11 protein-coding genes are annotated in these 11,724 nt (G+C 44.9%); 3 read left to right on the top strand and 8 right to left on the bottom strand.

Features of this window, described 5'->3' with window-relative positions; genetic code table 11:
* Nucleotide 1 precedes the first annotated feature (1 nt).
* The 3 genes from L0M13_RS05485 to L0M13_RS05475 form a co-directional block, all read right to left on the bottom strand.
* Nucleotides 2-1,219, bottom strand: coding sequence for a metallophosphoesterase family protein (locus L0M13_RS05485; protein WP_235198652.1), 1,218 nt, complete (start codon nt 1,217-1,219; stop codon nt 2-4).
* A gap of 101 nt (nt 1,220-1,320) precedes the next feature.
* Entirely contained in the window at nt 1,321-2,568 is a 1,248-nt protein-coding gene (locus L0M13_RS05480) for an ABC transporter permease (RefSeq protein WP_397443517.1), read from the bottom strand.
* Entirely contained in the window at nt 2,561-3,460 is a 900-nt protein-coding gene (locus L0M13_RS05475; RefSeq protein WP_235198651.1) for an ABC transporter ATP-binding protein, read from the bottom strand. Before L0M13_RS05475 ends, L0M13_RS05480 begins: the two co-directional genes overlap by 8 nt.
* A gap of 120 nt (nt 3,461-3,580) precedes the next feature.
* Between L0M13_RS05475 and L0M13_RS05470 the strand changes: the two genes are divergently transcribed.
* Nucleotides 3,581-3,766 (top strand): YhzD family protein, encoded by a 186-nt coding sequence (locus L0M13_RS05470; protein ID WP_235198650.1) that lies wholly within the window; start codon nt 3,581-3,583, stop codon nt 3,764-3,766.
* A gap of 225 nt (nt 3,767-3,991) precedes the next feature.
* Here the strand turns inward: L0M13_RS05470 and L0M13_RS05465 are convergent, their stop codons facing one another.
* From L0M13_RS05465 to L0M13_RS05455, 3 genes are all read right to left on the bottom strand, one after another.
* Complete coding sequence (locus L0M13_RS05465) at nt 3,992-4,771, bottom strand: enoyl-CoA hydratase (protein ID WP_235198649.1); 780 nt, start codon at nt 4,769-4,771, stop codon at nt 3,992-3,994.
* 86 nt (nt 4,772-4,857) lie between these two features.
* The gene (locus tag L0M13_RS05460; protein WP_052652301.1) at nt 4,858-5,205 is read right to left on the bottom strand and encodes a YlbF family regulator; all 348 of its coding nucleotides are present in this window, start codon (nt 5,203-5,205) and stop codon (nt 4,858-4,860) included.
* A 12-nt stretch (nt 5,206-5,217) separates the two neighbouring features.
* Nucleotides 5,218-6,375, bottom strand: coding sequence for a DUF445 domain-containing protein (locus tag L0M13_RS05455; protein WP_311195629.1), 1,158 nt, complete (start codon nt 6,373-6,375; stop codon nt 5,218-5,220).
* Between the two features lie 72 nt (nt 6,376-6,447).
* On the opposite strand from L0M13_RS05455, the gene L0M13_RS05450 reads away from it, so the two are divergent.
* Nucleotides 6,448-6,651 carry a YheE family protein gene (locus L0M13_RS05450; RefSeq protein ID WP_235198647.1) on the top strand — a complete coding sequence of 68 codons (204 nt, stop codon included), beginning with the start codon at nt 6,448-6,450 and terminating at the stop codon, nt 6,649-6,651.
* A gap of 441 nt (nt 6,652-7,092) precedes the next feature.
* On the opposite strand, the gene L0M13_RS05445 is transcribed toward L0M13_RS05450, so the two are convergent.
* Complete coding sequence (locus tag L0M13_RS05445; RefSeq protein WP_235198646.1) at nt 7,093-8,847, bottom strand: ABC transporter ATP-binding protein; 1,755 nt, start codon at nt 8,845-8,847, stop codon at nt 7,093-7,095.
* A gap of 2 nt (nt 8,848-8,849) precedes the next feature.
* Nucleotides 8,850-10,586 (bottom strand): ABC transporter ATP-binding protein, encoded by a 1,737-nt coding sequence (locus L0M13_RS05440; protein ID WP_235198645.1) that lies wholly within the window; start codon nt 10,584-10,586, stop codon nt 8,850-8,852.
* Between the two features lie 475 nt (nt 10,587-11,061).
* Here L0M13_RS05440 and L0M13_RS05435 point away from each other — a divergent pair, with 475 nt between their 5' ends.
* A complete protein-coding gene (locus L0M13_RS05435; RefSeq protein ID WP_235198644.1) occupies nt 11,062-11,580 on the top strand; it encodes a universal stress protein in 519 nt (172 codons plus the stop codon).
* Nucleotides 11,581-11,724 lie beyond the last annotated feature (144 nt).

The following is an 11,724-nucleotide window of genomic DNA, read 5'->3' as shown; positions in this document are numbered from 1 at the left end:
GCTATTCCTCCATCCGGACATTTCGGCGGATTTTCTGAATCGCGGCTGCTTGAATAGCCGCGGTTTCATGATCGTTCAACGAGTCAAGAAAACGGCTGCCTTTTGGATGCCGATACAAATCCTTTAATACATTTTTCCAATCGGCCAATTGCCAGGAATCCATTACGCCTATGATTTTCTCTGCCAACGGCGAGATTTCAAAAGCATCAGTCCCCAACTCAGTCTCTATCGAGGAGATCCAGACAAAATCCTCCAGTTCTTCCAACGCTTCCTGGAGCGTTTCCATCAATTCTTTTTCTGTGACTTCTTCAAAAAGTTCTTTTGCCCCTGCATCTAAATGAGTCAAATGCAATTGGAGAATCGAAGGGCCATATTCCATCAATTGGTGCTCAATACCGTTTCTGCAGGCATCAATTAGTTCGTTCATATGCATGATGCCTTCACATCCAATCGAAAGGCGGTCAAATTGAACCGCCGAAACCGATATAAATTGAAGGCTTGTGCCTGATTTGGACAGCGAAACATCGTAAAATCCTTTCGCTCCTGCCTCATTTTTATGGCGTCCCTGAATATTTCCTGGATAGACAATTGAAGGATTTTGATTCAGTTCTTCCCTCATGTGGATATGGCCAAGCGCCCAATAATCATAATTTTTCTCGAGCAATTGCTGTTTCGTAAAAGGCGCGTAGACCGCGTGGGCTGTTTCTCCGTCCATGCTGCCATGGAGCATGCCGATATGAAATGCTCCCGATTCTTCAGCAGGCGGAAAATCATGGATCATCGCTCGTTTCACATGCCGTTCCCCGTAGCTGAAACCGGAAATGATGACTTCGCCGTTCGGCGTTGCCAATCTTTTCTGTGAAACTTCGGGTCCAAAAACATGGACATTTCCCGGCAATTCAAAACGCACCCATTGGCCGCTCAAATGGTCATGGTTGCCGTATCCAAGCACGACCGGCACTCCTGCATCCGCTAAGCGCTCCATTCCTTGCTGGAATCGATGCTGCGCTCGGATGCTGCGGTCTTCGCCATCGTAAATATCGCCTGCAATCAAAACAAAATCAGGCATTTCCTTTATTGCGTAATCGATTAAACGGTCAAACGCGGCATACGTACTGTCTTTCACCCATTGCCACTGGTCCTTTTTCAAACCTTTCATGCCACTGAAAGGGCTGCCTAAATGCAAATCAGCCGTATGAATAAATCGGATATTGCCCATAATTCTACTCCTTCGGAAACCGAATATTTGTTCTTATTTTACCATGACAAACAACGAAAAAAAACTGTTTACCGGAAACTTCCGGTAAACAGCTTGAAGGCTTATTTTTGATTGCCTAAGCGAATTGCTTTCTTTATGTCTTTCAATGATTGGGAAGAACCGTACATCAATACACCGCCGCGGTAAACGCGTGCGCCGAACCACCCAAGCAAGCCGATGGTCACTAACATGATCCCGATCGATAAGAGCGGTTCCCATAATGGAATGTCCAACATCCCAACCCGCAAGAACATGACGAGCGGAGCAAAAAACGGAATGTAGGAAGCGACGGTTACAAAAGTGGCTTCCGGAACGGAAATTCCTGAAAACGCGATTAACGAAGCGACCACAATCAGCATCATCATCGGCAGCATCAATTGCTGGACATCTTCCGTTCGGCTGACAAGCGAACCGAGTAAAGCTGCAAGGACCGCATAAAGGAAATAGCCCAATAAAAAGAACAAGACGGCAAAAAGGAATGTACTGATTTTAACATCGGAAAAGCCGAAAACGCTAAATGCACCTTCCGTCAATGCCGTGCCGGCTGTTTTCATGGCCAGATAGCCCGAAAGCCCGAAAATCAACATCTGTAAAATACCGAGCGTTCCGATGCCTGCAATCTTTGCAAACATATGCTTAACGGGCGAAACACTGGAAATTAAAATTTCCATGACGCGGAAGATTTCTCGTTTGCCACTTCCATCGCAATCATATTTGGATAGTAAATAACCGCGATATAAATGAGCAAGATCAAAATGTAGACGAGCCCGCGCTTGGCTTAACTCTTCCTGGGATTTGGAGGATTCCGAAATCGCTTCCCGTTCAAACGCAACCGGTGTGAAAAGTTGTCCGACTTCGCTTTCACTCAAGCCCAGGCTTTCCGCTGTCACAACGGTTTGGAGTGATTGGACTGCCTGCTCAACATCATTGGCGCTTCCCAGTTCATTTGCGGATTCCGACACATAGCGAGCGTTGAGCGTCCCTTCCTGTTCGAGCACAAGATAAGCATCGATTGTCCCTTCTCCAATGCCTTCTTTCAGTTCTGCTTCTGTCATATCTGTCGGCATCGCTTGGACATCACTGTTTTGCTGATCCAATTGAGCTTGCAGAATCGGTGCCAATTCCCCGCTTTCATCAATCACGTGGAGAACGTTCCCTTCTTCATCCGAACCTTGAAAAATTTCAATGATATTCGATAAATTCGCCAGCAGGAAAAAGGCAGCCACGACGATTACCGTGGTGATGATAAACGATTTGGTTTTGGCTTTCGTTAAAAATGATTGCTTAAAAATAATCCAGAAACTATGCATACGCTTTCCCTACTTTCGAAATAAAGATTTCTTCCAAGGAAGGTTCTTCGATCGCAAAGTGGCGGAGTTTGCCAAGCTTCATCGAACTTTCTAACAAGCGCTCAGCCGTAGCTTCATCGTTAATTTGGAATAAGGCACCGTCATGGGTTTTCGTAAACTGGACGACCCCCACTGTATTTTTTAAGGAGGACAGATCCACATCCATTTTAATTCGGACATTCTGTTTCCCAAATGACCGTTTGACTTCCCGGATTGAACCGTCGACCACCACTTTCCCTTGGTCCATGATTGTCATATTGTCGCAGAGCTCTTCCACATGGTCCATGCGATGGCTGGAAAATACGATCGTAGCGCCTTGTTTTTGAAAATCCAGAATGGCTTTTTTCAGCATTTCCACATTCACCGGATCCAAACCCGAGAAAGGCTCATCTAATATAAGCAGCGACGGATTATGGAGCAGCGATGCAATCAACTGGATCTTCTGTTGATTTCCTTTTGATAATTCTTCCACTTTCTTCGCTGCGTAATGAGGTACTTGAAACCGTTCGAGCCAGACCATCGCTTCTTGTTTCGCTTTTGAAGCAGGCATTTGACGCAACTGCGCCAAATACACCAATTGATCCAAGACTTTCATTTTCGGATACAAGCCCCGTTCTTCGGGCAAATAGCCGATTTCCGGACTTGCTGCATACGTAATAGGCTTTCCTTTCCACGTAATCACACCCGCATTGGGATTCAACAAACCAAGAATCATGCGGAAAGAAGTCGTTTTACCAGCCCCATTTGCCCCCAAAAATCCATGCATCTGCCCTTGTTCAACCGTCAAAGACAAATCGTCTACCGCTTTAAAATCACCGAATCTTTTCGTAGCATGTTGTATTGATAACGTCATCCTCATTCCTCCTCTTTCTTTAATACGCCGCAAGTTTCGAAATGTTTCAAAAGCGGAGGACTTTTTCCGCAAAACCCGATATACTTAAAATGAATAACCATTCAGAAGGAGTTGTCTAGCATGAGAACCTATAAACTGACGGCCTATGAACAAACAGGCAAACTGATCACAGAAGAAACTTTCACTGCAGAAAATGACGAGCAGGCAAAAGATAAAGGGCGCGCATTACTAGAAGAAAAAGAATTGACCAACCAAACGCACCGCCTGGCTTCGCCAGCTGGCAAATTGCTGCTTTTCCATTCATAGAAAATAGTGAATGCCATCTGTGAAACTGCGGATGGTATTTTTGTCGACTTCTTATTGGATTTGACTAAACGCGCGCATTGTTCTGTGAATGCGCGTATTTCCTTTTGAACGCACGCATTCTTCGGTGAGCGCGCGTATTTCCTCACGAACGCGCGCATTCCACTCTATACGCGCATAAAACTCCCATAAAGAAAAAAGCATGGCGCAAGGCCATGCTTTTTTGGATCATTGCCCTTTAAATTCGGGTTTTCTTTTTTCGACAAAAGCTTGGATCCCTTCCAGGTGGTCTGCACTTTTGCGCATCGCTGACTGGGCTTTCGCTTCCATCTCTAATACTTTTTCCAGCTCAAGGACTTTCAATTGGTGAAGAATTTCTTTGGACGCGAGTTTCGCCTGGACAGGTGAACTCAGCACATCTAAAGCATAGGCTTCTGCATGTTCCATCGCCCGGCCTTCTGCCGTCACTTCTTCGATCAGCCCTTTTGCAAGCGCATCATGCGCTTTTAACGTCTGCCCGGCCCAGATCAATTGTTTCGCTTTTGGAACGCCGACGCGTTCTTTCATGAAGAAATGTCCGCCGCCATCCGGCACAAGGCCGATGCCGATAAAGTTCATTGCAAGTTTACTGTTTTCTTCTGCAATCACATGATCGCAGGCCAGTGCCATGCTGAAACCAAGGCCAGCTGAAGCTCCATGGATTGCAGCAATGGTAATTTGCGGCAAGGTATAAAGCGACTTGGCAAGCTTCGTCACTTCTTTCATGACAAGATCGATATCCATCGGATTTTCAGGATCCATCATTTCTTTAATGTCTCCACCTGCAGAAAACGCTCTTCCTTCGCCGTGGATAATCAGCACCTGCAAGCTCTTCTCATCCAATAGCGACTCGAAACAGTCGGCCAACTCTTTCATCATCGTGCCATTCATCGCGTTCATCGATTTCGGCCGGTTTAATTTTAAATAGCCCGTGCGTCCTTGCTTCGTTAATTCGATTGTTTCATACATAAAAAAAGACACCCTTCCGTAAAATGAATTGTCATTCATCTTTACGTATTCGGTGTCTATAAGAGAAAACCCTTTATTTTTTTAAATTACATTGATTCGTATAAAGACTGAACTGGTTTGATCAAGACGCGGTTCACTTCATCGATGATTTGGCTTAATCCCATTTCTGCTTCAAGCATTGCCAGGATTTTCGGATTGCCTTGAGCAGCTTGAGCTGTCGCTTGTGCGCTCATCATTTCTTCTTCCGTGATTTCTTCGCCTTGCGCTTGCTTTTGCTGAAGCGTCATTTGAAGATCACGGAAGCCCTTGAACAAATCATTTGCTTCTGCATCCGCTGTTACAGCTTCAACTGCTGCTTGCAATTTCGTGAATTCCTCCGTGTTGCGGAATGTACTTTCCAATTTGTTGATGTCGTCATAAATGTTTACTGCCATTATGATTCTCCTCTACATTGTATTCAGTGCTAAGCTTAAGAACCCTTGGACGATCCCGATGACTCCTCCAAGCAAAAATCCTAGCGCTGTAATCATTTTCAATTCCCTTTGCGAAATCCCAAGAACGAGTTCTTCGAGGCGGCTTAACGGCAGAGAATCGACTTGCTCTTTTACCATGCCTTCCATGTTAATCTTCTGCAAGGCTTCTTCCAATTTCTCTTCCCCTTGCTGGAATCCGAAATCCACAACAAGCGGGATGATGTTTGCACTTGTCCATTCTAACCCGTTCGGCCAAGTCTCTGCAAGTGTCGCATCCAGACGGCCTTTAATGTCTGCCGTTTCTCTTACATACTCTTTCACTGCACCGATTGCCGGTTCAAAGTCAAATTCCTTCAAAAAGTCATCCGCTTTGCGGTTTTGCAACTTTTCCCATTCCCCGTAAGCTAAGGTAATGACCAGTTCAAAAGTTCGCGGCGAATTCAGGAATTTGATGATTTCCGGCTGGATGCGGTCGACAATGCTTTTTGACTCGCCAAGCAAGGAATGCAGCATATTGCCGAATCTTCCTCGTGAAGATAAAAACTCATCGATGAACGTCTTGATCGTCTGACGCCCTTCCAATGAAGCAAAATAATCTGAACCTTGATCAATAGCATATTTGACGCCTTGGATCATCTTTTGCTCTGTTTCATCACGCCAATTCTCAGGCATCAATTCTTTAATGGTTTTGCCTTCTACGTAGTTGCGGATTGATACCGTCTGGCGGTCTACCAATTCATCGAGCTTCGCTTCAATTTTCAGATCCAAGCCGCCTTGGCCTGCGCCTTCCAACCATTCATTCAAAGTTTTTGGCGAATGAAAAACGTGCATTTCCAATTGTTTCCGAATCCATCTTTCAGCTTTACCCCGCATTTCATCATTAAAGAAACGCTTTTTAAATGTTTCCGGCGTCAATAAGTGCTGGACAATGGTGCGCCCCAACTGAGTCGATAATTCATCACGCCGCTTCGGAATCAGCCCCGGTGTAAACGGCAAGCGCCATTTTCCGATATAGACCGCTTTATACGGACGGAAAAGCATCTTAATGGCGATGAAGTTGGTAATCCCCCCGATCAATGCACCTAAGACTGCCATAATCGTAATCGTCAATAAAATACTCAAGACCTTCACTCATTTCTTTTTGTCTTTGTGAATCGCTTTCAATCCCCTATAATGAAAAGAAGAACCTAAAGGAGGATTTACATGCTTCAGCACTTTAAATTTAAACCCATGTTTGAAAACCGCCAGTTGCCTGGCTGGATTGTTTCTTTTTTCTATAAGAACGAACGCATTACAGGAGAATATCATCCGGACGGATCGATTGTCTGGGTCTCCAAGGAACCTCAAGACGAAGAACAAGTTAAAACGATGATCCACGAATTGATGCTCTTTCATGTATACGATTAATGCGCTGGAAAGTTCCGGCGCTTTTTCATTATATGTAACCTCAAGAAAATTTAACAGTAATTACTATTGATTTAGTTTCTAACTGATATTCCGCAAAACAGCTTCGCTAAAAAGATATGCTCCTGCATCGCTACGCTAGCTTCGTCGCAAAGACAAAGGCCTTGCAAGCTGCGGCCTTTGTCTTTCCTGCGGGCTTGCGCCGAACTAACTTTAGCTAAATGCCAAAGTGGATTTCGACACTTCACTGTCCTGCGGAGTCTCCGCTATTTTGCTCCACATCTTAAATAAACACTTTATAATTGGATGGTTTTCCTTCAATAAGGTTAGTACTGTTAACTGTATATTCCTACATACATTCTAAAAGAAAGAGCGGAAGGCGTCCGCCTGGAGCGATTTCTTCCCCCTTCTTAAACTCCCCAACAATAAAAAAGGGAATGCCCCTTACCCAACAATTTGGGTAGGAGACATCCCTGATTGAATTTGATACATCTGGTAATATTGGCCGCCGAGTTTCATTAATTCATCATGTGAACCCGATTCGGCAATCCGGCCATGGTCGAGCACCAAAATGCGGTCCGCATTTTTAATGGTCGACAGACGGTGCGCAATTATAAAGGTTGTTCTCCCTTTTTTCAGCACTTCCATCGCATGCTGGATGATTTCTTCCGTTTCTGTATCGATATTCGAAGTGGCTTCATCCAAAATGAGGATGGCCGGGTCGAATGCGAGTGCACGGGCAAATGATACCAATTGACGCTGCCCGGAAGATAAGGTGCTTCCTTTTTCGACAACCGGTTCGTCGATGCCTTTCGGCAAATGCTTCAACACCCGCTCGCCGCCGACCGCAGCCAGCGCATCTTCCACCCGTTTCCGCGAAATCCGCGAATCGCCGAGTGTAATATTGGATTCAATCGTACCGGTGAACAAATAAGGATCTTGCAAAACAATGCCCATATGTTCCCGGACCGCTTGGCGTGTCATATCATTGATATTCATGCCGTCAATTTTAATGGCACCTTCCGTGACGTCATAGAAGCGGAACAATAAGTTCATAATGGAACTTTTTCCAGATCCCGTATGCCCCACTAATGCCACTGTTTCGCCCTGCTTTGCCTCAAATGAAATATCCTTCAATACATATTCATCTTCCTCATAAGCAAACCAGACCTTTTCAAACCGTACATTTCCCCGGTAACGGGCAATTTTCTCATCGCTGACCGGTTCGCCGGTGCGGTCAAGCAAACGGAAAACCCGTTCTGCCGCAACTAAGGCCTGTTCCAATTTCGCGAACTGATTGACGATTCCGCTGATTGGGTTGAACAAGCGGATAATGTAATCGACAAACGCATACAAAACACCGACAGTGACAGCTGAATTGACGCTCATTGAAGCCGTTCCGAAATACCAAATGAATAAAATGAAGATGAGCGAGCGCAAAACTCCAACCATGTTATGGGAAGCAGCCGCTTCCAATATCAATAATTTTTGCTGGAATTTGTAATGCTTATCATTCAATTCCTCGAATTCATTTTTCATCTGTTTTTCGCGTCGGAAAGCCTGAATAATGGTCATTCCTTGAATCGATTCGTTGATGATCGCATTCATATCGCTCAATTTTTCACGTACGACATGATTGTATTTCGCTGCGAATTTCCGGTATACCAGCATCCAGCCGTATAATAGCGGAATCAATACGAGCATCATCGCCGCGAGCTGCCAGTCCAAATAGAACAAAGCTGCATAAATCCCCGCCATATACATGAAGCTAGTAGCAAATTGAGACAACACGGTCACGAACAGTTCCCGGATGGCTTCTGTGTCGTTAGTGATTCGGGAAACTACTTTACCTGCAGGCAAACTATCAAAATAGCGGATCGGCAAGGTCTGAACATGTTCGAAGACATCGTTCCGCATCTTTTTGATGATGCTGTTCGCCCCTTTTTGCAGGAAGATATATTCCAGGTACCGGAAGATGGAAGCCACTACACCAAGCCCAAGGAAAATGGCCAATAGATAGGCGATCGGTTCAAAATTCACAGTTCCGTTTGCTGGTGCGATGTGGTTATCGATGATTTCTTTCGCAATGAGCGGCGCTGCCAGATCGGCTGCCACTGCCACGGCTAAAAGCATCAAGCCCCCGAGTAAAATCTTTTTAAATTGCATTGCGTATTTAACTAAACGTTTTCCTGTCCCCATTTTTACACCTCCTCGATCTGCTGACGGAGGTATTGCTCATTGTACCAACCTTTAGCTTTCAGCAAATCTTCATGGGTTCCTTCTTCGATGACTTTTCCATCATCGAGTACGACGATCCAGTCTGCATGATGCACAGCTGATAAACGATGCGTCGTAATAATGGTCGTTTTTCCGGCTCGTTCTGCTTGGATATTTTCGATAATCTTCGCTTCCGTCTTCGCATCGACAGCAGACAGCGAATCATCCAAAATAAGGATTTCCGGATTTTTGATGAGTGCACGGGCAATGGAAATGCGCTGCTTCTGTCCGCCCGATAAAGCCACCCCTTTTTCTCCGACCAAAGTTTCCAAACCATTCGGCAGCATTGCCAAATCTTTTTCAAAATGAGACAAGCGAATGGCATTTTCGATATCTTCCTCTGTCGCATCCGATTTTCCGAAAAGGATATTGGCGCGGATGGTACGGGAGAATAACACATGATCTTGCGGCACGTAGCCGATCCAGCCGCGAAGCTGGTCTTTCGATAAATCGCTCAAATCGATGCCGTTCATCGAAATCGAGCCATCACCGAGCGGATACTCCCGCATCAACTGTTTGACGAAAGTCGTTTTTCCGCTCCCCGTTTTCCCGACGATTCCGAGCGTCTGCCCACTGTTCATCGACAAATTGATGCCTTGCAAGTTGATCGAACTCGATTGCGGATACGTAAAGTTGAAATTCCGGAAACCGATATGCTCAGGTTTTTCCGTGAATTTCGGATGCTCCGGATCAACGACATCTTCTTTGTAATCCAAAGTTTCATTGACCCGGTCGAGCGACGCATTGCCTCGCTGCAAGGTATTGATCAATTCGCCAATGGCAAACATCGGCCAAACGATCATTCCTAAATAGACGTTGAATGCAACCAAATCACCGAGCGTCATGCTTCCTTCGGCTACTAAGAAGGCACCGTAGCCGAGGCCGATCATGTAGCTGATCGTCGTCAACACTTTTGTAACCGGTGCAAATAGGGCATCGATCCGTTCAACGGCCATGTTCTTTTCGTAGACATCTTCAGTCATATGTGCGAAATCTTTTTCGGATGACCGCTCTTGTACATAAGCGCGTACGACCCGGACGCCTCCCACCGATTCCAATACGCTGTCATTCATATCACCAAATGCATCTTGCGCCGCCATATAGCGCACATGGATTTTTTTGCCCAATATTTGTACGATAATCGCTAAAATCGGCAGCGGAATCAACGCAAACAAAGTCAATTCCCATGATACCAAGAAGCCCATGGCCACAATGATGGTTGCCATATAAAGCGTCGAATCGACCAGCGTCAAAATACCAAATCCCGCCGTTTCTGAAATTGCCCGCAAGTCGTTGGTGGCTCGCGCCATCAAATCGCCCGTCCGGTTTTTTTCAAAGAACGTCGGCGTCATCTTCAAGAAATGACCCATTAAACTGGACCGGAGCTGCCGCTCGATGACATAGGCGCCTCCGAACAGCTGATATTGCCAGACAAAATTGATCAAATAAGCGAGAACCATCGAAATGGCCAAAACGCCGACATATTGCCATAGCAATTGAACCGTTAATTGTTCCTGGGCAATCGAATCGATGGCAACTCCGATTAGCCAAGGCGGGATGATTTCAAGGATATTCGCAATGAATAATAGTCCAACTGCAATGGTGTAGCGCAGCCAATTTTCTTTAAAAAACCATCTTAATTTCCATAAAACACTAAACATTTCTTATTCCTTCTCTCTGCTTCGATTTTAACTAATCGCCTTCTAGCGATTCCTTGATCATGATTTTCCGTTGCTGAAGTCTTTTCATCTTCATTCTCTCCTTCGATTTTCTTATTTATTTAAACAGCATTCGCTGATTAAACCCAAAAAAGCGCGCACCTATTTTTAGGCGCACGCGCATGAAAAAAAGGCAGGTTTGCAGACCTGCCCCTGGATATCCAGTTACCGAATTAATTCAACGGGAAAATTTAGGCAGACCTGACAATGCTATTAACTTTGATGAATGTACAAATGCTATTTTTTTCATTGTCATAACCTCCCTTTTCTCCGATTTAGTACTTTAAGATTACCACCAACAATTTTGAATTGTCAAGATTTTTTGAATTTATTTTTTAAGGCCGCATTTGCCGGATGTTTCTAGAATTTGAATGAAGGGTAGTTTACTAGTAAAGAAGCAGGTTGGGAGGAATTTCACATGTATCAGAATCTGGCAGTGGCATACGATGGATCTGACGGCAGCAAAATTGCGTTGGATAAAGCACTTGAAATTAAAAAGTCCTTTCCTGAAAGCAAATTGAACGTCATTTACGTTAACGAGCAAGTCAAAGAAAACATCGGTTTCATGGAAGCCGGAGGCGCTTCCGCCCCAGTGGTATCGGCAAACGTGGACAGCAATTATGCCCAGTTCATGCCGCCGGAAATCGGCGATGATGGCTACCGTGTTCCGAGTGATTATGCAGATGACTCGATTGAATTTTCTAAGCATATGCATAACGCCATTCAACAGCAGCTCGATGCCCATCAAATAGAAGGCAATGTGTTAGCGCTTGAAGGCAATGCTTCAAAAATGATCCCCGCTTTTATCGAGGAGCAGCAGATTGATTTGCTGATTATCGGCAATAGCGGAAAATCAGGGCTTCAAAAATTCTTCGTCGGATCTGTTAGCAAGAAATTATTGAAAGAAGCACCTTGTTCCGTGCTAGTGGTCAAGTAAGACAGCCTGGTCCACGAGCTTAGAAATAAGCTTTGCTGGCCAGGCTTCCTTATTGCTCCAAAACTTTCAATAAAACCACATAAAAATATTAGTTTACAAATATTACAGATGGGTAAACATTACTAAGAGAAAAAAGGAATTTGT

This window comes from Planococcus sp. 107-1, from assembly GCF_021513255.1.
Classification (GTDB): domain Bacteria; phylum Bacillota; class Bacilli; order Bacillales_A; family Planococcaceae; genus Planococcus.
Note: the sequence above shows the minus strand (reverse complement) of the source record. Positions and strands in the feature narration are given on the sequence as shown.

What these genes read in the sequence shown, in the direction of transcription:
- L0M13_RS05485 (WP_235198652.1), bottom strand. Translation starts at nt 1,219, where the DNA reads ATGGGCAATATCCGATTTATTCATACGGCTGATTTGCATTTAGGCAGC.
- L0M13_RS05480 (WP_397443517.1), bottom strand. Translation starts at nt 2,568, where the DNA reads ATGCATAGTTTCTGGATTATTTTTAAGCAATCATTTTTAACGAAAGCC.
- L0M13_RS05475 (WP_235198651.1), bottom strand. Translation starts at nt 3,460, where the DNA reads ATGACGTTATCAATACAACATGCTACGAAAAGATTCGGTGATTTTAAA.
- L0M13_RS05470 (WP_235198650.1), top strand. Translation starts at nt 3,581, where the DNA reads ATGAGAACCTATAAACTGACGGCCTATGAACAAACAGGCAAACTGATC.
- L0M13_RS05465 (WP_235198649.1), bottom strand. Translation starts at nt 4,771, where the DNA reads ATGTATGAAACAATCGAATTAACGAAGCAAGGACGCACGGGCTATTTA.
- L0M13_RS05460 (WP_052652301.1), bottom strand. Translation starts at nt 5,205, where the DNA reads ATGGCAGTAAACATTTATGACGACATCAACAAATTGGAAAGTACATTC.
- L0M13_RS05450 (WP_235198647.1), top strand. Translation starts at nt 6,448, where the DNA reads ATGCTTCAGCACTTTAAATTTAAACCCATGTTTGAAAACCGCCAGTTG.
- L0M13_RS05445 (WP_235198646.1), bottom strand. Translation starts at nt 8,847, where the DNA reads ATGGGGACAGGAAAACGTTTAGTTAAATACGCAATGCAATTTAAAAAG.
- L0M13_RS05440 (WP_235198645.1), bottom strand. Translation starts at nt 10,586, where the DNA reads ATGTTTAGTGTTTTATGGAAATTAAGATGGTTTTTTAAAGAAAATTGG.
- L0M13_RS05435 (WP_235198644.1), top strand. Translation starts at nt 11,062, where the DNA reads ATGTATCAGAATCTGGCAGTGGCATACGATGGATCTGACGGCAGCAAA.